The 23616-nt window shown below is 41.4% G+C and carries 16 protein-coding genes; 6 read left to right on the top strand and 10 right to left on the bottom strand.

What is annotated here, in order from left to right; translation table 11 throughout:
* Positions 1-177 precede the first annotated feature (177 nt).
* The gene (locus tag V7K46_RS24815; protein ID WP_335117875.1) at positions 178-999 is read left to right on the top strand and encodes a carbonic anhydrase; all 822 of its coding nucleotides are present in this window, start codon (positions 178-180) and stop codon (positions 997-999) included.
* Positions 1000-1542: 543 nt separating this feature from the next.
* On the opposite strand, the gene V7K46_RS24810 is transcribed toward V7K46_RS24815, so the two are convergent.
* Complete coding sequence (locus V7K46_RS24810; protein WP_335117873.1) at positions 1543-2001, bottom strand: BON domain-containing protein; 459 nt, start codon at positions 1999-2001, stop codon at positions 1543-1545.
* Between the two features lie 470 nt (positions 2002-2471).
* On the opposite strand from V7K46_RS24810, the gene V7K46_RS24805 reads away from it, so the two are divergent.
* From V7K46_RS24805 to V7K46_RS24790, 4 genes are all read left to right on the top strand, one after another.
* Entirely contained in the window at positions 2472-3392 is a 921-nt protein-coding gene (locus tag V7K46_RS24805) for a ribonuclease D (RefSeq protein ID WP_335117871.1), read from the top strand.
* A 242-nt stretch (positions 3393-3634) separates the two neighbouring features.
* A complete protein-coding gene (locus V7K46_RS24800) occupies positions 3635-4471 on the top strand; it encodes a tetratricopeptide repeat protein (protein WP_335117869.1) in 837 nt (278 codons plus the stop codon).
* 782 nt (positions 4472-5253) lie between these two features.
* On the top strand, positions 5254-5526 hold the full coding sequence (locus V7K46_RS24795) for a hypothetical protein (RefSeq protein WP_335117867.1): 273 nt from the start codon (positions 5254-5256) through the stop codon (positions 5524-5526).
* Between the two features lie 370 nt (positions 5527-5896).
* On the top strand, positions 5897-6682 hold the full coding sequence (locus V7K46_RS24790; RefSeq protein ID WP_335117863.1) for a hypothetical protein: 786 nt from the start codon (positions 5897-5899) through the stop codon (positions 6680-6682).
* A gap of 204 nt (positions 6683-6886) precedes the next feature.
* On the opposite strand, the gene V7K46_RS24785 is transcribed toward V7K46_RS24790, so the two are convergent.
* The 5 genes from V7K46_RS24785 to V7K46_RS24765 form a co-directional block, all read right to left on the bottom strand.
* A complete protein-coding gene (locus tag V7K46_RS24785; protein WP_335117861.1) occupies positions 6887-8455 on the bottom strand; it encodes a sodium:solute symporter family transporter in 1569 nt (522 codons plus the stop codon).
* A gap of 53 nt (positions 8456-8508) precedes the next feature.
* The gene (locus V7K46_RS24780; RefSeq protein ID WP_335117859.1) at positions 8509-8784 is read right to left on the bottom strand and encodes a DUF485 domain-containing protein; all 276 of its coding nucleotides are present in this window, start codon (positions 8782-8784) and stop codon (positions 8509-8511) included.
* Positions 8785-9289: 505 nt separating this feature from the next.
* Positions 9290-10435, bottom strand: coding sequence for a PepSY-associated TM helix domain-containing protein (locus tag V7K46_RS24775; RefSeq protein ID WP_335117858.1), 1146 nt, complete (start codon positions 10433-10435; stop codon positions 9290-9292).
* Positions 10436-10460: 25 nt separating this feature from the next.
* Positions 10461-13160, bottom strand: a complete 2700-nt coding sequence (locus tag V7K46_RS24770) for a TonB-dependent siderophore receptor (protein WP_335117856.1) — start codon at positions 13158-13160, stop codon at positions 10461-10463.
* A gap of 76 nt (positions 13161-13236) precedes the next feature.
* Positions 13237-14310 (bottom strand): helix-turn-helix transcriptional regulator, encoded by a 1074-nt coding sequence (locus V7K46_RS24765; RefSeq protein ID WP_335117853.1) that lies wholly within the window; start codon positions 14308-14310, stop codon positions 13237-13239.
* Between the two features lie 619 nt (positions 14311-14929).
* Here V7K46_RS24765 and V7K46_RS24760 point away from each other — a divergent pair.
* Positions 14930-15073, top strand: a complete 144-nt coding sequence (locus V7K46_RS24760) for a hypothetical protein (RefSeq protein WP_335117851.1) — start codon at positions 14930-14932, stop codon at positions 15071-15073.
* A gap of 541 nt (positions 15074-15614) precedes the next feature.
* Here V7K46_RS24760 and V7K46_RS24755 read toward each other — a convergent pair.
* From V7K46_RS24755 to V7K46_RS24740, 4 genes are all read right to left on the bottom strand, one after another.
* Positions 15615-18275, bottom strand: coding sequence for a TonB-dependent siderophore receptor (locus tag V7K46_RS24755; protein ID WP_335117849.1), 2661 nt, complete (start codon positions 18273-18275; stop codon positions 15615-15617).
* A gap of 190 nt (positions 18276-18465) precedes the next feature.
* Positions 18466-19533, bottom strand: coding sequence for a helix-turn-helix transcriptional regulator (locus tag V7K46_RS24750; protein WP_335117847.1), 1068 nt, complete (start codon positions 19531-19533; stop codon positions 18466-18468).
* A gap of 63 nt (positions 19534-19596) precedes the next feature.
* A complete protein-coding gene (locus V7K46_RS24745) occupies positions 19597-20742 on the bottom strand; it encodes a PepSY-associated TM helix domain-containing protein (protein WP_335117845.1) in 1146 nt (381 codons plus the stop codon).
* Positions 20743-20772: 30 nt separating this feature from the next.
* A complete protein-coding gene (locus V7K46_RS24740) occupies positions 20773-23481 on the bottom strand; it encodes a TonB-dependent siderophore receptor (RefSeq protein ID WP_335117843.1) in 2709 nt (902 codons plus the stop codon).
* Positions 23482-23616 lie beyond the last annotated feature (135 nt).

Genomic DNA, 23616 nt, shown 5'->3' with positions numbered 1-23616 from the left:
GGGAGCAAGGGAAAAAACCAACTCAACCAAATGCCGAAGGATATTAAAAGCACCAAAGGAACTTATAATAAAGTAATCTTTACAATTGTCAAAGCGTAGAAAGAAATCCCTCTTTACTACCTCAATCTGCTCTCTGTGATTTGGCTCTTAACCTTCAAATATTTGTAGAACGTAGTAATGAAGAGATTAATTAAAGGTCTGCGCGAATTTAAATCTAGCTATTTTTCGACACATCAACAATTGTTTGAGCAACTTTCACATGGCCAAAAGCCCAGGGTATTGTTTATTACCTGTTCTGATTCGCGTCTCGATCCAAATCTAATTACACAAGCCCAAGTCGGTGAATTATTTGTCATTCGCAATGCAGGTAACATCATTCCACCATATGGGGCAAGTAATGGCGGTGAAGGTGCGACAATTGAATATGCTGTTCAAGCTTTAGATATTCGCCAAATTATTATTTGTGGTCACTCTCATTGCGGCGCAATGAAAGGACTAATGAAGTTACACAATCTCAGCGATGAAATGCCGCTCGTACATGATTGGCTTAAATATGCAGAGGCAACTCGAAGGTTAGTTATAGACCACTACAGTGACTACGACGGAGAAGAACTGCTAGAGATTATGATTGCTGAAAATGTTCTTACTCAAATTGAGAATTTGCGGACGTATCCAGTGGTTCACTCTAAGCTTTATCACGGGGAACTCAGCATTTATGCTTGGATTTATCACATTGAAACAGGAGAAGTTTTCGCATACGATCCCCAGAAGCACGCTTATGTTTTAGCTCAAACTCAGCTTTCAGAATCAGAGATAGATGAGTCGGTCAGGGGTCGGTTTCCAAATACCAATGTAGTAATGCATTCCCCTCAAAACCAGCAGGATGATGTTCAACCTTATGAGAAGCAGTCTGTTTCTCCATTTGAGTGGTTTCCAATGAAACGCCTTTCTCCAGAGCAGATGGAACGAATTTATCGAGGTTCAAATAATGGAAGTTGAAAAATGAAAATATAGAATTATAACTCTATATATCACCATGACTGAAACCTATTTGAGAAAATTGGATTGCTAGTTAGATAAGCTTTTCAAGTATTTATAAAGATAAGTCATAGCTAAACTGAAGTCTATTCAAGTAAACTGAAACCATTTTTTAGTCTTTTTGATAAGACTTTAACTATTAGCTATAGGTTTATAAAGTCATTCAAGTGGTATCAATTACCTACTGCTTAGGTGATTGATGATGAAAAAAATACCTATGTTGACGAGTTTCGACTTACCTCGGCTCCGCCCTTCTCTACGAGAGGCTGCGCCAACGACGCCGCTCAGGCTAAACTCGGCACGAGTCGCTCATACTCTCGATTACTCAGTTGGTTGAGCGTTCGCGTAGCGTCCCGTAGGGAAGTCGAAACCAACGGCTATGGTAATTTTATTACTAGAATTCATCTTACTTTTATTTAAGCAAGTAAACAACAGAGACTTACACAGATGTAAGTCCCTGTTTGACTTTTATGCCGATGTTAACTGAGAGCTTCAGTTATTTTTTTATGGCTTTTTCACAGCATCAACTTTTGCTTCTACTTTCACTGTCTTTACACCTTGAACTTCCTTAGCCAAAGTTTCAGCCTTCTTGAGTTCTTGTTGAGAAGTCGCTGTGCCTTTGAGAATAATTTCACCCTGTTTGTTTTCAACTTGTAACTTATTGCCTGGTAAGCCTTTATTCAACTTTTCACTAACTTCAGTTTTTAAGTCACTCTTAACTTTTGTTGCTGCCGTTTTTTCAGAACCGGTTTTAACTTTAGTATCTGTACTAGCTGCTAAAGGAGTCGTTGCTGTTCCGGGAATTTTGGCAGTTTGAGTTGTTTGGGAAGCTGGTTTGGCTGGTGCTTGAGCGGCTTCATTAGTAGTGCTAGGAGTTTCCGAACCAGTTTTAGGAGCCTCTTGGCAACCAAAAGTACCAACTACCAAAATGCTACTAACTAGTAATGGAATTAACTTTTTCATTATCTATCTCCGAATTGAGTACTTGAAGCGATTAATTGAGGTGTGTGTCATGGTGAGGAGCAGATGTTAAAAAGCAATTAAAGGTGAAGTAGCAAAAGTGCCCAAGCAAGCACTCAGGTTACCGAAAATTGAAACTTGGACGATTTCTTCAGGCTAAGATTTTGCAGCCATTTTTGAGAAGCGCCAATTCAATTTTCCTAACGGCTGGTAACCATTATAGTGCATAGAGTCTGTGGCTCTCTGTCAATTTAACGTAGATGCTAAGGAGCTTTTTTTGAGGGTAGACTATGCAGCCTGAGAGTGGTGACTCGATGTTATCAGATTTGAGGCAATTTTGGTGATGTCTATGCTTAAGTAACTCAAAACTTCAGCGTTTTTGCAATACTGTGCCAGCAAAATTACCAACAAAATGTTACTTTATAAAACTATGGCTTACTTACAATGCCCCAAATATCAGGAAAAATTAGCCAATGCCGTACCTTACTTCCGCCCGCGAAATTAGTGCCATTGTTGCTGAATATACCAACGCTAAAACACTATGGATAGATACAGAAGTAGCTGACTATAAAAGTCGTAATCCCCGACTATCGCTGATTCAGGTATTAGATAATCCTCAAGATATGAGTGGCGATCGCGTCTACCTTTTAGATGTCCTAGATCAGCCTAATATTATAGCTGAATTTATTGAAGAAATTATGATAAATTCTGCCATTGAAAAAGTTTTTCACAATGCCAGTTATGATCTAAAGCTTCTCGGTAACAAGAAAGCCAAAAATATTACTTGCACTTTGGAAATGGCAAAAAAAATTCCCTACTATCTTTTGCCATTACCCAACTACCAACTCAAAACCATAGCTACAGCACTTTGTAGCTTTAACAATATCGACAAACAAGAACAAGAAAGCGATTGGGGAAAACGTCCCTTAACTGAAGAACAGATCGAGTATGCTTACTTAGATTGTATTTATCTTGCTCAAATCCACTTAAATTTGTTAGGATTACAAGCCCAAGCCAGCCCCGAACCCACAACCGAAGACTTAATATCACTAAGTACTAGATACTCGCAACTTGAGCAGCAATGGAAGTTGTTGAATTCAGAATTTGAGCATTTACAAGAACGTATAAAAAAAGCCATGCAGGCTCAGAATATATCGGAAACTTCTGATTATAAGCTGACTAGTTATGAGCGGACTACAGTCAAAGCCGCATTTACAGAATTGGCAAGACTAGCACAAACTCAAGGTATTAATTTAGATTTTCCAATCACATTAACTCAGAAACTCCAAAAAGATTTGGGACAAAATCTGGAACAACTGTCTGTAGATATTGACAAAACCACCTCTTGGAAGCTAACTTACAAAACTCAAGCGAGTGAAACTGAGGATGAGTAAATTGTTCATCAGGCTACAAATGCCAAAATTTATAGAGTTATTGTGAAGGATAAATCTTGAAGTTTCATAATTATTTCGTCCAGCAAGAATTACCTTCTCTTATAAATCGGTAAAATATCAGGGAAATTTGTCAATTGACTTTAAATGTATATCAAAAGTTAGAATAATTATTGAATTAAAGAATTAAAATCTAGATTTCAGTACTAATTTTGTTCAGGCGTTATGGCAGTTTATATTAACTTATGAGACGGCGTTTATTTAGGCAAAAGCGAACAAGGGTAAATCAAGTATTTACCATAGCTATTTTTACTACATTGACCGCAATTAGTAGTGTTTCTTGTAGTAAGAATGACAATGTATTGGTGACAGAAATAGGAGTCAGTCAACCTAGCCGTCCAGCTACAACTTCTAAAGGTGGGGAATTTTATATTCAGGGAAAGAATCAGCATTTAAACGGCGACTTGCAAGCTGCGATCGCTTCCTATGACAAGGCAATTAATCAAAATTCTCAATATGGTGCTGCCTACAACGGGCGGGGATTAGTCTACTTTGATTTAGGAGACAAGGAAAAAGCGATCGCAGATTACAATCAAGCACTTAGCATCAACCCTAACGACGCCGAAGCCTACAATAACTTAGGGAATGCCCGCGCCTCACTAGGAAACAACAGAGAAGCAGTTAAAGATTACAGTGAAGCGATTCGCCTTAATCCCAACTATGCCGAAGCCTACAATAACCGGGGGAATGCCCACGCCACCATTGGGGATAAAAAAGGGGCACTAGATGATTTTGACCAAGCTATTCTCCTCGATCCCAAATATGCGATCGCCTACAATAACCGCGGAAATGCCCGTGCTGCTGGAGATCCACAGGGAGCGATCGAAGATTACAATCAAGCCATTCGCCTCAATCCTAACTTTGCCCCTGCCTACAATAACCGGGGAAATGCTCGCGCCACCAATGGAGACAAGCAGGGGGCACTCAAGGACTTAGAACAAGCAGCAAGCATTTTTCAAAGTCAGGGTAACAACGACTTATACCAACAAGTGACGAAAAACATCAAAGAACTTGGACGGTAGGCAAAAGCAGGGTTTTAGTTAAAAGCAGACAGACTGCCGAGTTATGTTGTCGAATAACAATTTATTTGTCGTGTTATCAAATTAATGTCGTTAAACTTTTAAATTGATGGTGCATCAGGCGAGCGACAGTAATGTGTTAAGGACGACAAATAATTTTTTATTTTACAACTGCGCCTAGCGCAGATGAGAGTGCGATCACTGCTAAAAGTATAATTACTTATAGAAATCCTACTTGAATCTTGCTCAGTATAGTGAGAAAGAAACAGCGTTTCATAATGGTAGTATGAATTGAGGTGAAACTGGATGGAATGTCCGCGTTGTGGGTTGTCACATACCCGTAAAAATGGAATAAAAAGAGGTAAACATAATCACACTAAAAAATAATTTTGGATAACTTTTGTATCATTACCGGATCTATTACGCAGTACCTGCAATGGAGAGTGATGGCGATGCGATCGCCTGACCCATCCAACCACTGCTCAATGGCATTGAAAGGCTGCAATCCTTTGTTTCACAGCTTTTAGCTTTTCAAGCGTGCTATTCGCCTTTGACCTAGCTACTATTAATATTCGAGTAAAAATAAATTAATTATGTCCCTTTTACATAATATAATTGCCAAACTGTGCATAAATAATGTTAGTTTGTAAAATTATAGTGAATCTTCAAGATAAATTAAGCTACGAATTCTTTGAAAAGCGTTGTTTAAGTTCTTGAACTCATAAATCAGCTTGTGTATTTAGACATTCTTTCCGGTTGATACTAATTAAATTGAGGTTAAACAGATGGAAAATGTAAAACTAGAGGATTTAGATAACGAACTAATTAGTTTTGATTTAAGTCCAGAAGATATGGAGGCAATCAAAGGTGGTACAAGTGTGCCAAAAGATATCTCGACTGGTAGTAAATGTCCATCCCCTCCGAAGCGCCCTTTTATAATTAGAATCGTTGCAGTACCACCCAAGCACCCTTTTGGAATTCTAATCGTTGCAGTACCACCCAAGCCCCCTTTTACAATTACAATCGTTGCAGTACCACCCAAATGCAAGGACGATTAATCATTAAATTGAAAGATTAAGTTTAAGAGGATGAATGAACAAGTCTAATTTATTACTAGCCTTGGCGACTATAAATCCCGGCTACACGAGACTTTACCCACCTCTGGGGGTTTAAAACCCTTGATTTTTTATTAGTCCGCGTATAGAGAAGTCTGAGCGCCGACTTCCGACGTTCAGAACTTCAAAGCGGACTTCTCTGCGAGACGCTACACGAACGTTTATGTAATAGCGAATTATATTCGCCCAATACTTTTCAAATATCCTCTAAGGTTTGTATCTACACCTATGCTTTAAGAGCTATGTGCTACTCATAATTATCCAATCAAGGGTAGTAATTATACTAAATCTAGTTTTTTTTAAGATAAAATATATGAACAATGTTAGTGAGTTGGCGCTCAATTATCTACAACGTTATAACTGCCAGATTATTGAAGATTATCAAAGTGTTTTGAGACAGGCTTGCGAAATTCATCCACCACCACATGGTATGGCATGGTACGGTAACTCCTATCGTCAGTTTGCTCGTAATGCTGAGTGGTTCTCTAATTCCCTGATTAGTAACGTCGCTGAAGAAGGAACTGGTTCTAAACAAGTTTGGCAATTCTCCGAGCAGATCGAAAATCAGGAGTTTGCCCAGTTGGTGAGAAATCACTCTATTGATGAGTCGCGCCACTCACTAATGTTTGTGGCACTGTTGAATATTATTTTTCCGACGAAAATAGAAGCAGATTTCCGCACACAGTTGAAAGCCTTCTCTCCGCAATACTATCATCACAAGCATCCGCCCCTAGTACCCATTTCTTCAGCTCAAATAATGGATGAAAAGTTGGTGATGGATGAGATTATCCAAATCAATGTCTTAGAAATTCGGGCATTGATCCTACAATTATTGTTGCGTCCAGTACTGCAAGCATATGCTACACCTAATAACTTAGCAAAAGTAACTCGAATGTCTGATTTGTTGATTTTCGACGAAACTAAGCATATTGAATACTCTGGTTACTGTATTGGTAAGTACATGGAGCAAGGTCATGACTCTTGGGTGCGGGAAATGATGATTTACCGTCAAAAGACTGTTAATGAAATGTTTTTAGAAGATGTGGAATTAGCGGGTTCTGTTGGGACTACTATTTTAAGGACACAAGATCGCTCGTAATTGTTTAGATTTATTTAGCCCAACAAATCAAACCATCCATTCCACCCAATCCGGCACAGATACGATCAGTTGACCAAACTTCTCCGGTTCAACGTCCTCAAACTTCAACATCACCCCCCAACGCTCATCACTCGTTATGCTACGCATTTACACGGTAATGATGAGCGGCTTTCGCCGCTTAGACTTGTTAGTGCGTTGACAAAATCACATCCCAGAACCAATGTGGATGCGATCCTCAACTTCGGCAAATTTTTCCTGTGCCTGCTGTTCAGTAGTCAATAGGGAAACGACAATCGCCACTAGAAACGATAGAGGAATAGTAACTAATCCAGGATTTTTTAACCCAAAGGGTGCAGAAGCGTGCTTGAGAATTGTCACCTGAATAGTAGGTGACAAATAAATCAGCAGTAACGAGGAGAAGGTACCCACTAACATACTCGCAACCGCCCCATTGGTGGTAAAGCGTCGCCAAAGCATTGATAAGAGCAATGCCGGGAAGTTTGCACTAGCAGCGATCGCAAATGCTAAACCTACCATATAAGCGACGTTTTGTCCTTTAAACAAAATACCTAAGAGTATTGCCACTAACCCCAAAACCATTGTTGCACCACGAGCTACCTTCAGTTGTTCTGACTCGTCAGCATGACCAGATCGCACCACGTTCACCCACAAATCGTGAGACAGTGCAGCGGCTCCTGAGAGTGTCAACCCAGCCACAACCGCCAAAATCGTCGCAAAGGAAACAGCGGAAATAAAGCCTAAGAAAGCATCACCACCGAGAAATTCTGCCAACATCGGTGCAGCCATGTTACCACCAGTCCCAATTTGCTTGATCGCATCTTGACCTACTAGTACCATCGCTCCAAAGCCCAGGATGAAGGTAAGGAGATAAAAAACGCCAATAATAGCTGTAGCATAAGTAACAGAGAGCCGCGCTGCTTTGGCGTCGGGTACTGTGTAGAAACGCATCAGGATGTGGGGTAGTCCAGCAGTGCCAAACATCAACGACATCCCCAAGGAGATAGCATCAAAGGGATCAGAAACCTGTTTGCCCGGAGCTAACACACCTGGATACTTATCTGCGGCTGCGGCGAAAAGAGCGATCGGGTTAAAACCAAATCGTGCCAGTACCAAGATAGCTAGCAAGATAGTTCCGCCCAGCAACAGAACTGCTTTAATAATTTGTACCCAAGTGGTGGCAATCATCCCGCCAAAAATCACATAAGCCATCATCACGCAACCGACGATCACCACAGCTAATTCATAATCAAAGCCAAACAGCAGTTTGATAAGCTCCCCAGCCCCTACCATCTGGGCAATTAAGTAAAAGCTAATCACTGCCAGCGTTCCAATCGCAGATGCGATGCGGACTGGTTTTTGTTGTAAGCGATAAGCCACCACATCAGCAAAAGTGTATTTACCTAAGTTACGTAGTGGTTCTGCAATCAAAAACATCACAATTGGCCAGCCCACCAAAAAGCCAATAGAATAAATTAAGCCGTCAAAGCCGTTGAGTGCCACCAGCCCAGTGATACCTAGAAAGCTAGCTGCACTCATAAAGTCTCCTGCTAAGGCTAGCCCATTTTGGAAACCACTGATATTACCGCCAGCTGTATAGAAGTGGGCGGTATTTTTGGTAAGCTTTGCCGCCCAATAGGTAATGCCTAAAGAACTTGCAACAAACACAAAGAAGAAAGCGATCGCCAACGGGTTAAACTTACCAAGACTGGTAATATCCGCCGCTAGTGGCAGATCGAACCACACACTATTCATGCTTTTTTGGTTTAGTATTTTGGATTTTGGACTAGAAGTTGCTAATAGCTAATTCACTTGCGTGTCAGCCTGGCGATTTGGTCGTCGTAACTACTATTTGCCCAACGCACGTAGATAAAAATTAATACCCATGCTGAGACAATTACCAGCGCCCCCAGTAAAATTCCCAGGCTAAGACCAGGAACTACTAATGACCCCAGCAGGGGCTTATTGAACGCGATTAGCAAGATAAAGCCAAAGTAAATAAATATCATGGCTCCACTGAGAATCAGGGATACTCGCCAACGTTCAGCCGCGAGAGCCTGGAGAGCCTTTGTGCGATCGTTCATGTCTTCCTTTGGGTTGAGAAGATTAGGTCAGATTGTCTCATTGAAGTTGATTTCTACGTAATTTTCTTAAAGATTATTAGTAAATCTATTGCTATTTAAAGTAATAAAATTAACTTTGCTAAATAATATACAACTGATTTTTTATCATAATAATTATAATGTTCATTTAGTTAGACATTTGTTTGCCTCAAAATCCTATCTGGTTGTAGGGTTGACAAATTCCGCCTTGAGCAAACTATGGCGCTATAGGGTATGAAGCCAATACTGCGTAAGTTTTGCCTAAAAAACAAAAGTGTCTAGGTTAGGTTTCGTTCCTCAACCCAACCTACGAATATTCTTAACCGAGCAATATTGGGTATGAAGCGATCGCAATTAGTCATGAAAAAGAGCAGTAAACTGCTCATATTGGCACTCGAAAACCTTACTCATAGAACATTTCAGCAGATTATGTTGACTAATTCATAATACATATCTTATTTATTTCAGGATTCAATCCTAAATTTTGCTAATTCCAGGAATTTTTTCTGACTGGTGAGAAATCCGGGGTAGGTCTTTTGCGATACTGCCACATCACAAAACCAGTGATGAATAGAATTAACGGTGTAAGCCCTACAAACACATAGAGAATGCGAGTAGGCAAACCGCCAAATGTGCCGTAGTGTAGAGGAATGAATGAATTGAGAATGCGATCGCCCAATAACGGTTTGATAGCATTGTCCACCCGCAAAACTTTGCCACTATACTGATCGAGGTAGACATAGCTGTTTCCACTATCGTCTATTTCTTGAGGAAACTTGTAGCGAATCATCAAAGCATTGTCTGGTTTTTCTGCAAAATAAACGCTTCTGAGTTCTGCACCAGGTAATTGAGCTTGAGCGGTCTGAAGTTGCTCGGTAAGCTTTAAAGGAGACTGATTAGGGATAAGTTGAGAAACAGGTTCTTGTGGGTGCGGACTAAAAGTGATTGCCCGAATAAATGGCTCACTAAACTCACCAAAATTCCAGCAAAAACCTGTAAAAAATGTGAAAAAAAGAAACACACCTGCAATTACACCAGCAACTTTGTGAATATCAAAGTTGACTCGCTTAGGATGGGCATTCCACTTGATTTTAAAGCCTGACAGTAAGTTCCTCCAACCAGGCCAGAGAAATATTCCTGTAATTGTTAAAATGGACACCAGTAAACCAACAGTACCAGCAATTTTGTTTCCAATGTCACCTGCCAAGAGACTGAAGTGGAGTGGATAAATAACATTGTAAAAGCGCTCTAAAGGGCTGGGTTCGAGATTATTACTGATCAGAATTGCTCCTGTATAAGGATGAACGGAAGTTGGAATCCAATCATTTTTTTTGGTCGTATAGACAACACTAAATGGTTCATCTGGTTTCGTCGGTACATAAACTCGCTTGAGCTTGGCATCAGGCTGGTTGGCATAGCTCTTTTTGAGTGTATTCAGAATAACCTCAATCGGCAGCATTTTCCCTTGAGGAATAATGGTTACAATTTGGTCATGGTTTTGATGGGCAATAATTTCGGATTGGAAGACCAGTAAGCTACCAGTCAAACCAACAATAATCGCAATCAGTCCCACAGCTAACCCAATGTAGCGGTGTAAACCAAATACGAAGTTACGCAAGGTTTTGTAATTCATGGTAGATATTCGTGCTAAATAAATGTTAAAGCTCAAACGAAATCGTTCCCAACACAGTCAACGGCGCTTGAGGCACGAAGAAGTAGCCATTTGTGTCGTAATATCTGACATTGAAGATATTCTTAAAGTTGAGCGCCGCCCGCCAATTATCATGTTTGTAGGAGATTGCGGCATCAGTTCTCAAATAAGAAGGAAGAGTATCCGGATCGCTCTGGTTAACAATGCGCGAACCGACAAAAAATATGCCACCTCCAAATTGTAATCCTTTCAAACTTCCCTGTTGAATCTGATAGGTTGTCCATAGACTTGCACCGTGGTAGGCAGTATTTTCCAGTCTGCGTCCTACTGGAAGGGTGTTATCTTTGCTGACGAAGGCATCATTCAAATACCCAGAAGCAATGATCTTCCAGCCTGGTAAAATTTCCCCTGCCACATCCAGTTCAATTCCTCGACTTTTGACTTCTCCTATGGCGATGGAGAAGTCGATATTGTTCGGGTTCGGGTCTTGAGTAGGTATGTTTGTTTTTGTGATGTCATAGGCGGCTAGGGTTGAGGAAAGCCGTCGATCAAAAAACTCAGATTTGATCCCAACTTCGTACTGTGTACCGCGAGAAGGTTCCAGTTGTACCCCACTAGCCGTTGTTGCATTGCTGGGAACAAAGGAACGGCTGTAACTGGCATAAAGCGAAATTGGCTCTATGGGTTGATAGACTAAGCCCACACGGGGCGAAAAAGCAGCGTCGTAAAAATTAGAGTTAGAGGTGTCTGCATCGCCGACTTTTGCACTGTTATCGCTAAGAACAAAATCGTATCTACCACCAACCAATAACTTGAGATTAGATAGTAGAGTTACCTGGTCTTGCAAATAAACACCTGTTGTGGAAATTCTCGTACGGAATAGACGTTTATTCAGTTCCCCTATCGGACGGGCACCATAAACGGGATTGAAAATATCGATTGAGGCAACATCATCAGTGTCAAAGATCGGATTAATGTCTGTGTTGCGACGCAACTCCAAACCCAGCAGGAGTTGATGGGCTATTGAACCTGTGTTGAACTTACCAATTAAATCAGTTTGCCAGGAGTAGTCTTCAAGTCTGCGATTGCGATTTGTGATGTAGCCACGACCTACGCTACTACCATCTGGTTCAATGTCGCTACCGGGTTGGGTATAAGCATTGTTGTCAAACGTCGATTGCACAGAAAAAGAACTTCGCAATTGTAAATTCTCACTGAAGCGATGATCTACTGTCGCGGTTCCCCGTTGGTAATCTATATTTAAAAAATCGCTAGGCTCGTCCAATAAACGACTGATGGGAAGAGTTCGGAACACAGGGTTATTCGCTGGAAAACCGCGATCAAATGATCCACGTCGTCTGCCATATTCGTATTCAAAATTCAGGGTAGTGTTTTCGCTGGGCTTGTAAGTGATTACAGGTGTCACAGAGACAATTTCCTGACCATAGAAATCTCGGTAACTGCCGGAATTCTCGTAGGCAACGTTCAAGCGATAGAGTAATTTTTTGTCTGTGGTCAATGGTCCAGAAAGGTCTATGGCACTACGATAAAAACTGAAGCTACCTACGGTCAATTCTGTTGCATAGTAGGGACTGCTTAAGGGCTGCTTGGTGACATAATTGACGACACCACCAGGCTCGATCTGGCCGTATAGTACAGAAGAAGGGCCTTTGAGAACTTCAACGCGCTCTACGTTAGCACCATAACCGAAAAAGGAGTTGTTTACGAAGCCATTTACCAGAACATTGTAGTCAACAAATCCTCGAATTGTGTAGTTATCAGAGAAACCACCGTAGCCCGATAAGGGTGATACTCCAGACACATTGCGGGCAGCATCGGTAATCTTCGTAATTTGCTGATCTTTGATTACCTCTTGCGGAATTACTTGAATCGACTGAGGAATATCGCGCAACGGTGTGTCGGTTCTGGTCGCAGTTGTTGCATTAGATGCATTGTATCCGTCTTGTTCACCCGTCACCACTAGTTCAATCGGCTCGTCACCAGAAGCTGATGGTTGAGTTGGCTGTGTCTGACTTGACGGCTGACTAGGTTCGGGCTGTTGTGAGGTTTGGGGTTGTTGCTGTTGCGCTCTAGATGCAGCACTAGCCACCGAGAAGATTAGACCCTCGTCTGGACTGTCAGATAACTCAACTGCTGGTACACTCCCCTGACCGATAGCTGTCACCCGAATTGTATTGGCATCAAAGTTAGTGACTGTTATTTCAGTAATACCTGCAATTGGTTTAGTCGAGCGGAATGTAAAGGCTTCACTTGACGGTAAACGCAGTTGAGCATTGGGAATATCAGCAACAAAGCTATTACCAGCACTGCGATTTATAACTTGCAACTGTTGCCCCTTAGTTGTCTGTAAAATTATCTCCACGCCTTGATTCGTGGGATTTGCTTTCACTCCCGTCACCTGCACAACTTCACTCCCTTGATTAAGGAGGTCGGTTGGTGTTGGCGACTGTACCAGTAACATTTGGGCGCTGGTAATAACAGGTTCTATTTCGCTTAGTTGTCGAATCTTTTTAGTTGTTTGAGGTGGCTTCGCTTCTTGTGCTGTTTTCGCTGGGCGAAGCCGATTAACCAATAAATCAAATTTAGAAATATCTTGCGCTTTCGCTGGCTGAACCACCAAAACCATAAAAAGTATCAACAACCACTTCAGTCTGCAACTGAAGATTTGGAATATTCGCTTGCTCATTTTTCTCTCACACACCACAGTATCCCAGATCACAGCAATCTTGATTTAGGATTTATTATCAACAGCATACGGGAATCTATAGTGAAAAATCCGAGCCAAGTATATGCCGAAACGGATTTTTTTCGGTGTTTTTGGCAACAATAAATCTATCTAAGTATTGACTAGGTTGGATGTCAAAGCGCTTTTTAAAAGCCACAGCGAAACGACTAGGACAGTCGTAACCCACTATCTTAGCTACCTGTTTTATGGTCATTTGCTGACTCATGATTAGTGTTCTAGCTTTTTCCATCCGGTATGCCCATAAATAACCAAATACTGTTGTGTTAAAAACCTGACGGAACCCGATTTTCAGCTTGTAATCGTTTAAACCTACTTGTCGCGCCAATTCTAGCAACGAGGGTGGATTGTCAAAATTAGAGATTAAAATTGCTCTGGCGTGGTAAATTCGGTTAATATCATCTCCTCGTAAAATGCGCGATCGCATCAATTCCCGTTCTCCAGATGTATCGGGTTCCAACTTCAGAGCGATTAATTCTAGACATTTGGTTTGCAAGTAAATTTCTTTAATTAAACCTTGGAAAGGACAATTAACTATTTGATGCAAAATAATTTGTATTTCGGGTGTATTTTGCCCCATACGAAAGTAGTTGAGAAAAGATATATTGTCAGTTTCTAGATACAACTGAAGTGATTTTGGTAGAAAATCTAAGCCGCTAACTTCATCTCTGCAAAAGAATTCCTGTGGATTGATCCCGATCTCTACCTCCAAAATGCATTGACCAGCTTGCCAATAAGATCCACTACCAGGAATTTCTTGATCGAAATCAAAATAAGTTGCCGTAAAATTTTGTCCCGCAGGTATCATTTCTGACTCATTGTCTCCGACAAGTGCAAAACTAAACTCCATTAAGGGAAGGTTATATGCCTCTGTCTCAACAATTAAATCCTCCGCTAAGTCGTACTGTTTTACTAGCAAGTTGATACCTGTGGGGAAAGCCATTACGTGGTAATAACCCTGACTTTGCTGTTTTGGATCGTCCAACACTGCTAGATACCCAGTATTATATGAGTTAGTTTTTGTAGGTTCAGAGGTTAGAGTAGTATTTTGCTGTTGGTGATAGGCTTCTCTTGCTGAAAGAAACAGAGTCATTTTTGTGATTTATTGAAATTTTTTTTAATTATCATATTATTGGTTGCTTGAGTGATAGTAATGCGATCGCCAAATGCATTGGGAGGATGACTGTAACTACTATTGCGGCGTTGCACGATTTGAATTTGGCTGCTAGTTATTGTGATGCCTGCGGTGGTCACTGACTTGTACTGAGTATCTCGGCTTGCTTCGTACTGCGCTCAGCTCATTAAGAGGGCAGGGGGAAAGAGGGTTTTAATATTTTTGCATAGATGCCCGGAATAATAACTAATCAAGCGGACATGATATGAAACCTGTTAGGACAATAAACATAACCGTAACAATGCCTGCTAAGTAAGTCGGTGTGAATATTTATCGTTAGGGCAAGGCAGAAAGCAGAGGGTGTAAGGCAAAAGGGAAGAGGGTTTGATTTTAGTTAATTTTTAGTTACATACTTTGGTTGATTCGCACTTTTTTACTTACGCGGTAGCTTTTTAAGGGGGGCTAGAGGGGATGAATAAGTGTTTAAAATCACAGCAAACCACTTTTCAAACAACTTCTTAAATTCGGGCAGTCGTTGATTGAATTCGGACAGTCGTTGATTAAATTCCGGTAGTCGTTTACTGAATTCGGGCAGTCGTTGATTGAATTCGGACAGTCGTTGATTGAATTCGGACAGTCGTTGATTGAATTCGGGCAGTCGTTTACTGAATTCGGGCAGTCGTTTACTGAATTCGGGCAGTCGTTGATTGAATTCGGGCAACCCCCAATACCGTTCGGTTAAGGAATTTATTTGTTGAGGCAGGCTGTTCTTGAGCAGGGGGAGAAGAGAAGCTGTTCTTGAGACAAGAATTACTGAACAATGACCCTCTTTCCTCCCCTGACTCCCCTGCTACCTATTTGTATCAATATTAAAGTGAAATAGTGCGGTGTAAACCAAAGAGAACTTTACGTACCATTTTAGATGTCATAGTGATAAAATTATTGCCACTAGTACCGCGGTAGTACAATAGAGGATTTATGTGAAAAAAATGGCTCCAAAACGGAATTTTTTTGCGCCCTAATTGGAATTTTTGGCGTTGCTGAGATTGAGTTAGCAATAGTTGAGCAATTTCAACTGTTAATTTCCACTTGCTATTAAGAAGATTAGAAACAGTGCGATCGCCTATCCGGTTGCCGTAGGATAGTACAACAAGATAAATTTTAAATATTTTACACAGGTTCTTGCTTCAAACTTTCATGCGATCGCTTTAATCATAGGTTGAGTCAAAACTTAGTTACGCAGAGTTTTGAAAGTCATGGTAGATATTCCTGCTAAATAAAGGTCAAAACTCCACTGAAATGCTTCCCAACACAGTTAACGGTGGTTGAGGGAAAACATAGTAGCCATTGGTGTCATAATATTTGACATCAAAGATATTCTTAAAGTTGAGCGCAGCTCGCCAATTATCATGTTTGTAGGAGATTGCAGCGTCAGTTCTGACGTAAGAAGGAATAGTAAAGGGATCGCTCTGGTTGGCAATGCGATCGCCGACAAAAAAGATACCTGCACCAAACTGTAATCCTTGCAAGTTACCTTTTTGAATCTGATAGGTTGTCCATAAAGAAGCACCATGATAAGCTGCATTTTCCAGTCTGCGTCCTACTGAAGTGCTGTTATCCTTACTAACAAATGCATCATTCAAATACCCAGAAGCGATAATCTTCCAACCTGGTAAAATTTCTCCTGCCACATCCATTTCAATCCCTCGACTTTTGACTTCTCCCACTGCAATTGAGAAGTCAGTATTATTAGGGTCTGTAATGGGTATGTTTGTTTTAGTAATATCATAGGCTGCTAGCGTTGCCGAAAGCCGCTGATCAAAAAGCTCAGATTTGATACCAACTTCGTATTGTGTACCACGAGAAGGTTCGAGTATTTCTCCACTAGCCGTTCTGCCAGTGTTGGGAACAAAGGAACGGCTGTAACTAGCATAGAGCGAAATTGGCTCTATGGGTTGATAGACTAATCCCACACGGGGCGAAAAGGCATTACCGTTAAACTCAGAGCTATTGATGTCTCCACCTAATGGTCTTGTACTATTGACGCTATCAACAAAATCGTATCTACCACCAACCAGCAACTTCAAATTAGATAGTAGGGTTACCTGGTCTTGCAAATAAAGACCTAGTGTGTCGGTTTTGCCAGAATAATAAGTAGCATTTTCTAGGGTTGTAGGACGGCCAGCACCATAGACAGGATTTAAAATATTGATTAAGCCAGTACTATAGTTATAGTTAGATAAAAGACCAGGTGGTGATGTGCTTCGACTCAACTCCAAACCTAGAAGTAGTTGATGGGCAATTGAACCAGTGTTGAACTTACCAATTAAATCAGTTTGCCAGGAGTAGTCTTTAGTAAGGAGATTGTCGTTTACTGAGTAGTCGCGCTCCAAAGTACGACCATCTGGTTCAATGATGTTAATGTTGACATAGGCACTGTTATCAACGAACGATTGGAAAAGAAAAGCGCTTCGCAGTTGTAAATTTTTGCCGAAATGCTGATCCAGCGTTAAAGATGCGCGATGATAGTCTAGATTGTTAAAGTCATTAGGCTCTCCGAAGTTGCGAGTGATGGGAAGCGTCAGAGCGGGGTTATTCGGTGGAAAGGCGCGATCAAATCCTCCACGTCGTCTACCATACTGGTATTCAAAAGTGAGAGTTGTGTTTTCGCTAGGCTTATAAGTGATGACAGGGGACACAGTGAAATTATCGTAATTATAGAAATCCCGGTAACTGCCAGAATTCTCGTAAGCAACATTCAAGCGATAGAGTAATTTTTTGTCATCAGTAAGTGGTCCAGAAAAGTCGATGGTACCCCTATAAAAACTGAAACTACCTGCTGTAAATTCTGCTGCGTAGTAGGGATCGCTCAAGGGTTGCTTAGTCACATAATTGACGACACCGCCCGGTTCAATCTGACCATACAATACAGAGGCAGGACCTTTAAGAACTTCAACTCTCTCTACGCTGGCTGTAGCTGGAGGATAGCTGTTGGTTTTGAAACCATTTGTCAGAATGTTGTAGTTGGTAAATCCTCGAATCGTGTAGATATCAAATACATTGGCAAAGCCTGTTAAAGGTGATACGCCGGACACATTGCGGGTCGCATCGCTAATCCGCGTGATTTGCTGATCTTTGATTACCTCTTGCGGGATAACTTGAATCGATTGGGGAACATCACGTAGAGGTGTATCGGTTCTGGTAGCAGTTGATGAATTTGTGACACGATAATTATCTTGTTCGCCAGTCACCACTAACTCAATCGGCTCATCACCCGAAGCTGATGGTTTTGGTTGTGTCTGATTCTCTGGCTGACTAGTTTGGGTTGGTTGTGTTTGCGGTGGCTGCTGTGATGGCGTCGCAGATAAAGCACTGGCAACAGAGAAAATTATCCCCTCATCTGGACTATCAAACAACTCCACAACTGGCTGACTCACTTCACCTGTGACTGTTACCCTGATAGTATTGGCATTAAAGTTACTTACCGTGATTTCGCTAACACCCGCTATTGGTTTATCTGAGCGAAAAGTAAACGTATCGCCCGACGCTAGGCGCAGTTGGGCATTAGGAATATCAGTGATAAAATTATTCCCACTAGAGCGATTTACCAGCTGTAACTGTTGCCCCTTCAATGTTTGTAAAATCAACTCCACACCTTTATTGGTGGGGTTTGCTTTGACAGCTGTAACTTGCACAACTTCTGATGTGGGTGTTGGCGACTGCACCAATAACATTTGAGCGCTAGTAAAAACAGGTTCTAGCTCACTTAATTGCCTAATCCTTCTATTTGCATGAGTTATTGGCAATTTTATCTGGCGTAAGCTACGGATTTTGAGGTTGTTTGTCAGATTCTGGCTATGACTAATTTGCTGTGCCAATACAGTCTGTCCAAAAAACACCGACACCAAAGTAGCCGCCAACAATGGCAGTTTGAAATTCCACATATTTTCCTCACACCAAGATAAATTCAACAGGCGTTAGCAACAGAGCAAATATTTTTGCTCGTTAGTCGAGAAAGCTTCTCAAATTGCTATTGCTAGTACAATACAGGATTTCAACTAAAAAAATGGCTCCAAAACGGAATTTTTTTGCGCCATAATTGGAATTTGGGAGTAGATTAATACAGTAATAGGTCTAAATATTCTTTTGCGTTTGATATGCTTTGGGATTTATGCCGTATTTTTTCCTAAATGCACTAGCAAATCGACTGCGGTTAACATAACCAACTATTTGAGCGACTTGTTCGACTTTGATTTGCCCTGACAGCAGTAATTGTTTAGCTTGTTCCATGCGATAGTCGTGTAAGTAACCAAATACTGTAGTCCCAAAAATTTGACGAAACCCGCGTTTGAGAGTGTATTCGTTAATACCCACTTGTCGAGCTAAATCGATTAATGAAGGTGGATTACCGATATTCCTTAGTAAAATCTCTCTGGCGTGATGGATGGGATCAATTTCTTGAAGCCGTAACAGCTTTTCTGTTGGCATTGCTACTTGATCAGCTAGCTTGAGGGAAACTAATTCTAGCACTTTGCTCTCCAGATACATTTTGCGTGTTAGTCCCTGATAAGGACAATGAAGAATCTGCTGGAGCGCAACTTGTTTGGCTGGGGTAATTAAACTAGGACGTAGGTTAAAATATTCTGGGACACCTGCGATCGCTTTTTCTATATCTTGCGGTAGTTGTTCTCCGTAACTTTCTATCAATGTCCTCAGCGTTTCTGGCTTAATTATTAAACTCACCCATCTGAGATTACCTGCTTCATCAATGGAGTTATTCGACTGTGGATACACACCACCAAAAATATAGTCTTCTCCTGACTTTGTTCGTTGTCCATCAAAATCTTGCCCTGACCCAGCTAAAATAAATCCAAATTCTAAACTGTTTTGGTGATGAGCATGAGTGATCCACTTGATTGACTGCGGTAAATAGGTTTCTAGAATTTCGATGGTAATGCCTTCACGAAGCCGAATCCAGCGATAATAGCCTGCGCCCAGTTCTTTAGGATATCGACAAAGATAATCTTGTGGATGGATTGGATCGATCAGGAATTTTTGATTTGCTGCTTTTCTCAAATCCCAAAAATCATAAACCGTGATGTTAATTGTCATCGTGTGTTGTACTGTGCAATGGCGATCGCTGTTAATTAGATATATTACATCTATGCGATGGCTTTGCCCGCCGCAGGCATCGCACCACAAACCGTAGGTTTATTGCCTTTGGTTGCTGTTGCGTGAGTCCGAAATCACTGATTCATAAAAATGTTAATTCAGCAAATTTGAATTTGATGTTGTATAAATATGTGGTTTTGTAGGGTGACGATACTGCCACATCACAAAGCCAGTGATAAATAGAATTAATGGTGCAAGTCCAACGAAGACATAGAGAATGCGCGTAGGTATTCCGCCAAAAGTGCCGTAGTGGAGTGGTTCAAAAGAGTTGAGGACGCGATCGCCCAACGGCATCTCCAATATGTTATCCACTCGCAACACTTTACCACTGTACTGGTCAAGATAAACATAACTTTGCCCGTTCTCATCATCATCCTGAGGTAGCTTAAAGCGAATACTCAAAGCATCTTCTGGTTTACGGGGAAAGTAAATCGTCCCCAGCATAGCATTTGGGAAGGTAGCACGAGCAGTTTTTAATTGGTCTGTTAGTTGGAGTGGAGTTTTACCAGGAACAGGTACAGAGACAGGTTCCGATGCTGGCTTGCGGGTAAATGTCACTGCATAGATGATGGGTTTAGTGTAATCAGAGAAATTCCAGCAGAAACCAGTGAAGCCTGTGAGGGCAATAAATATAGCTGTAACAATGCCTGCAACTTTGTGAATATCAAAGTTAACCCGTTTTGGATGAGCATCAAGCTTGATTTTGAAGCCGTTGAACAGTTTTCTCCAACCGGGCCAGAGGAGGATGCCTGTAATACTGAGGATACACATCAATAAGGCAGCAATCCCAGCGATCGCATATCCAGTTTTGCCTGCCAATAAACTGTAGTGGAGTTCGTAGACAACGTAGAAAAAGCGCTCGGAAAAAATTTCCTGACTGTTTCCAAGAACTACTCCAGTGTAAGGGTTGACATAGAGTTCAGCTAAATCGTTTTCCTGTTTTCTGGGAACAACAACTGCTGGAGCATTTGGCTTTGCAGACATATAAATCCGATCGATTGTTACGCCTGGTTGATTTGCATAGGCTGTTTTCACCTGATTGAGGATAACTTCCACAGGTAAGCGTTTGCCACCAGGAGTAATCGTTCCAATTTGACGATGCAATAAAAAGTCACTAATTTCATCATGAAAGACTAACAAACTACCCGTTAGACCGATAATAATTGCAATCAAACCTATAGCTAACCCGATATAGCGGTGTAGCCTGAATACAAAGTCTCGGAGTTTTTTTGAGTGCATGAAAGAATACTCCTTTGTATTCGATTAAGGTTAAAACTGCCACGAAATTGTTCCCTGCACCGTCACAGGCTCCCCTGGAAAGACTCTGAGAATGTCAGAAGATGATTCGTAGTAATCAACGTTGAAGAGATTTTTGATGCTGACAGCAGCTCGCAAGCGATCGCGTTTGTAGAAAATAGAAGCATCTGTGCGAAAATAGCTCGGTAGGGTAAAATAATTATTTAGATCCCCTTCTCGTTCTCCAACATAGAACAAACCCAAGCCTAACCCCCATCCTTCTAAACTACCGGATTGAAATTTGTAGGATGTGAACAAACCAAAGGAATTTTCTGGCGCATTAACTAAGCGGTTGCCCACAGGATAATCGTTGTCCTCACTGATGCGGGCATCAATATAAGCATAACCAGCCGCAATACTCCATCCTGGCAGAATTTCACCACTAATGTCTAACTCGATGCCGCGACTGTGTTGTTTCCCAGTTTGGATAGAAAAATTAGAATTATTGGGATTGGGATCGGTCGTCAGCACGTTAGAGCGAGTCAAGTCAAATAATGCCAAAGTTGCAGACAGTTTGTTACTCAAATCTCCCTTAATACCCACTTCATACTGAGTTCCAGTTTCTGGCTTAAATAAATTGCCATTGGCATCTGTACCACTGCTAGGATTGAATGATCGACTGTAGCTAGCGTAGAGAGAAATTGGCTGAATGGGTTGATAGACAATTCCAAATCGGGGGCTAAATGCTTCATCGGATTGGCTTGTATTAGTGTCTGCGATCAAATCCTTCGACTCCTGATTAGCCCAGTCATACCGTCCACCTAGCACTAATTTCAAGTTATCTGCTAAAGCAATCTGATCTTGAAGATAAACCCCAACAAATCCCCCTGATTGAGTACTATTACCTCTATCTTCAACAGCGCCTCTGGGAGAGCCATATACCGGGTTGAACAGGTCAAGCGGTGCAACTTCGCCAATGATATAGTCATTATTTGTGCGTTTAGTATTATATACTTCAGTTCCAAACAGAAGTGTGTGCTTAATCGACCCAGTTTGAAATTTACCAGTCAAGTCAGTCGCTACAATAAAGCCGTTTGTGGTATCTTTTGTATTTGGAGTTGGATCATCAAAGTAATAGCGGTTGAGAGTTCGACCATCAGAGTCAAGGCTGCTACCACCAGTAAATCCACCCCCTCCTCTTTTTAAAACTGCGTACCGAAAGACATTTCGTACTGACCAATCTTTGCTGAACTGATGCTGCAAGTCATACCCAATTCTGGCAAATGAGAAAGTCTCGAAGTCAGTTGGTTCACCTATAAAGCGATTGATGGGAATCTTACCATTGGGATTGGGCAGCACCGTACCCATAGCAGGTAAGCCGGCAGAAGTTTGACTGACTGTTTTCGACACATCTCCTTCAATGGTAAGTTTAGTATTAGGGCTAATCTGCCAGCTAACAACCGGATTAACTAACCAACGATTATTACGACTAAAGTCAATAAAGGTATTTGAGTCTTGGTAAAAAGCATTTAAGCGATATAGCACAGTACGACTATCGTTGAGTGGGCCGGAAAAATCCACTGCACCTCGGTAGAGGTCGTAACTCCCAGCGAGAAACTCAAGGTTATAGAAAGGGTCGCGTAATGGCTGTTTGGTGACAATGTTCACTGCACCACCTAAAGATCCCTGACCATATAGCACAGAAGCCGGGCCTTTCAAGATTTCAACGCGCTCTATATTCGTGAGATCGTTTCTAGATATTGAGCCGAAATCGATGTCTCTGACACCATTTCTGAGAATATTCGAGCTACTGTCAAAGCCCCGAATAGAAAAAGAACTTAACCCTCCTTCATAGGAGGGATTGGAGGGGATCACACCGCTTACCGTTCTGACAGTATCATCTGGGTCAGTGATCACCCGATCTTCAATCACCTGCCGAGGAACTACCTGAATGGATTGAGGAATATCGCGGATGGGTGTGTCAGTTCTAGTTGCAGATGAAGCATCAGTTGCACCATATCCATCTTGCTCACCTGTTACCACCAATTCAATCGGTTCATCATTTTGTGTTGATGGTTGACTTGCAGGAGTTGATGGCGTTTGAGGTTGTTGTGCGGAAGATGCAGCACTCGCAACAGAAAATATTAGACCCTCATCTGGACTATCATACAACTCAACTGTTGGCAAACTCGCTTCACCTGTCACCGTTACCCTGATAGTACTGGCATCAAAGTTTGTTACTGTGATTTCAGTAACCCCTTGAATTGGTTTTTGGGACCGGAATGTGTATGCTTCACCACTAAGTAAACGCAGTTGAGCATTAGGAATATCAGCGATGAAATTATTTCCAGCACTGCGATTTGTGATTTGCAACTGTTCCCCTTTGCTAGTCTGTAAAATCACCTCCACACCTTTAGAAGTAGGATTTGCTTTAACTTGCGTCACTTGCACTAATTCAGGAGTTGGCACTGTTACTGGTGTTGGCGACTGCACTAACTGTTGGGCGCTGCTGATAAAATGCTTTATCTGCCTTTGTTGAATCTTTTGAATCGGTTCAACAACCTGTTTTTTGGTAATTAGTTGAGTAGAGTCTGCACTAACCTTAGTGGATATTGTAATAGGGGCAGTTCTTGTACTTTGCGCCCAAACAGGTTGAGCAACAAGTGACATCAAGACACTCGTGATGCATCCAGATAAACTGACAACAAAAGATAATAAATTAGGCGATCGCTGAACCTTCATAACTCCTCACACACAAAAAAGCCAATACCCTCCTTGGCAACTCATCAAGGAAAACTTCCTCTTTGACTCACAAAGTTGTTGAAATGAATTAGCAATTAATTAAGTTATACGGAGCATACAGGATTTCAGTGACTA

It is taken from the genome of Nostoc sp. (assembly GCF_036917395.1).
Lineage (GTDB): Bacteria > Cyanobacteriota > Cyanobacteriia > Cyanobacteriales > Nostocaceae > Nostoc.
Note: the sequence above shows the minus strand (reverse complement) of the source record. Positions and strands in the feature narration are given on the sequence as shown.

Excerpts from the sequence above, each read along its gene's own strand:
- V7K46_RS24800 (WP_335117869.1), top strand. The coding sequence starts at position 3,635 with ATGAGACGGCGTTTATTTAGGCAAAAGCGAACAAGGGTAAATCAAGTA.
- V7K46_RS24765 (WP_335117853.1), bottom strand. The coding sequence starts at position 14,310 with ATGACTCTGTTTCTTTCAGCAAGAGAAGCCTATCACCAACAGCAAAAT.
- V7K46_RS24795 (WP_335117867.1), top strand. The coding sequence starts at position 5,254 with ATGGAAAATGTAAAACTAGAGGATTTAGATAACGAACTAATTAGTTTT.
- V7K46_RS24815 (WP_335117875.1), top strand. The coding sequence starts at position 178 with ATGAAGAGATTAATTAAAGGTCTGCGCGAATTTAAATCTAGCTATTTT.
- V7K46_RS24785 (WP_335117861.1), bottom strand. The coding sequence starts at position 8,455 with ATGAATAGTGTGTGGTTCGATCTGCCACTAGCGGCGGATATTACCAGT.
- V7K46_RS24770 (WP_335117856.1), bottom strand. The coding sequence starts at position 13,160 with ATGAGCAAGCGAATATTCCAAATCTTCAGTTGCAGACTGAAGTGGTTG.
- V7K46_RS24805 (WP_335117871.1), top strand. The coding sequence starts at position 2,472 with ATGCCGTACCTTACTTCCGCCCGCGAAATTAGTGCCATTGTTGCTGAA.
- V7K46_RS24745 (WP_335117845.1), bottom strand. The coding sequence starts at position 20,742 with ATGCACTCAAAAAAACTCCGAGACTTTGTATTCAGGCTACACCGCTAT.
- V7K46_RS24810 (WP_335117873.1), bottom strand. The coding sequence starts at position 2,001 with ATGAAAAAGTTAATTCCATTACTAGTTAGTAGCATTTTGGTAGTTGGT.
- V7K46_RS24780 (WP_335117859.1), bottom strand. The coding sequence starts at position 8,784 with ATGAACGATCGCACAAAGGCTCTCCAGGCTCTCGCGGCTGAACGTTGG.
- V7K46_RS24740 (WP_335117843.1), bottom strand. The coding sequence starts at position 23,481 with ATGAAGGTTCAGCGATCGCCTAATTTATTATCTTTTGTTGTCAGTTTA.
- V7K46_RS24755 (WP_335117849.1), bottom strand. The coding sequence starts at position 18,275 with ATGTGGAATTTCAAACTGCCATTGTTGGCGGCTACTTTGGTGTCGGTG.
- V7K46_RS24790 (WP_335117863.1), top strand. The coding sequence starts at position 5,897 with ATGAACAATGTTAGTGAGTTGGCGCTCAATTATCTACAACGTTATAAC.
- V7K46_RS24775 (WP_335117858.1), bottom strand. The coding sequence starts at position 10,435 with ATGAATTACAAAACCTTGCGTAACTTCGTATTTGGTTTACACCGCTAC.